Consider the following 1,128-nt stretch of genomic DNA (forward strand, 5'->3'; position numbering starts at 1 on the left):
TTCACCCCGCCGGTCTTCCCCGACGCGCGCGGGGCGTTCGCCGCGCCCTTCCAGGCGGAGGTGTTCGCCGGAACCGTCGGGCACCCGCTGCATGTGGCGCAGGCCAACACGAGCGTATCCCGTCGCGGCGTCGTCCGCGGCCTCCACTACGCGGACGTCCCGCCCGGGCAGGCGAAGTACGTGACGTGCTCCGCGGGGGCCCTGCTCGACGTGGTGGTCGACATCCGTGTGGGCTCCCCCACCTTCGGTCGGTGGGACGCCGTCCTGCTCGACGCCGAGGGCCTGCGGGCCGTCTACATCTCCGAGGGACTGGGGCACGCGTTCCTGGCGCTCGCCGACGGGACCGTCGCCACCTACCTCTGCTCGACGCCCTACAACCCGGGCGCCGAGCACGGGGTGGACCCGCTCGACCCCGCGCTCGCCCTGCCCTGGGCCGACCACGTCCCCGCCGACGAGCTGGTGCTCTCGGACAAGGACCGGGCCGCGCCGTCGCTGGCCGCGGCGCGTGAGGCGGGGGCCCTGCCCGACGTCGAGGCCTGCCGGGCCCGCGTGGCTGCACTCACCGCGGGGTGAGGGAGGTCCGGCCGGTCACGGGTCGGTGAAGCCGCGGTCGGGACACCTGCCGTGATTCCGGGTCCCGCGGACCCGGATCCCGCGTGGCGATCGAGCTCAGCTCCACGCGTTGGCCGCACAGGTGCCCGGGATCCGGGTCCTGCGGACCCGGATCCCGCGTAGTGATCGAGCTCAGCCCCAGGCGGCGGCGGCCGCGGCGAGGACGGCGCGCGCCCGGTCGTCGGGGAGGCCGGCCGTCGTGGGGACCGTGAGCACGGTCCGGCCGGCGGCCACCGTGCGGCTGAGCCCCGCCGAGGGCGCCGACGGGGTCGCGGCGCCCGGCGCGGCCGTCACCGCGACGAGGAACGGTCCCCGCGGTCCGCGCACCGTGCACGTCGTCCGCCCCGCCCCGGGACCGGCCGTGCTCGCGGCGACGAGCTGGGCGGCCGGGACGCCGGACGCCCGGGCCAGGGCGGGGAGGGCGGCCGTGCAGCGCGCCACGGGCGTCGGGGTGGTGCTGGGCGCCGTGCTCGAGGGCGCCGTGCTCGAGGGCGTGGTGCTCGACGACGGGGTGCC

3 protein-coding genes are annotated in these 1,128 nt (G+C 77.8%); 2 read left to right on the plus strand and 1 reads right to left on the minus strand.

Translation table 11 applies throughout. The features are described from left to right. The coding region (locus tag AC0CYZ_RS18690; protein WP_472218027.1) for a dTDP-4-dehydrorhamnose 3,5-epimerase family protein at positions 1-573 on the plus strand (573 nt) is incomplete at its 5' end. A gap of 171 nt (positions 574-744) precedes the next feature. On the opposite strand, the gene AC0CYZ_RS18695 is transcribed toward AC0CYZ_RS18690, so the two are convergent. Beyond that, positions 745-939, minus strand: a complete 195-nt coding sequence (locus tag AC0CYZ_RS18695) for a hypothetical protein (protein ID WP_472218029.1) — start codon at positions 937-939, stop codon at positions 745-747. A 1-nt stretch (position 940) separates the two neighbouring features. Here AC0CYZ_RS18695 and AC0CYZ_RS18700 point away from each other — a divergent pair. Continuing rightward, positions 941-1,128: hypothetical protein (locus AC0CYZ_RS18700; RefSeq protein WP_472218031.1), on the plus strand; the 188-nt coding region annotated here is incomplete at its 3' end.

The organism is Actinomycetospora sp. (assembly GCF_055612215.1).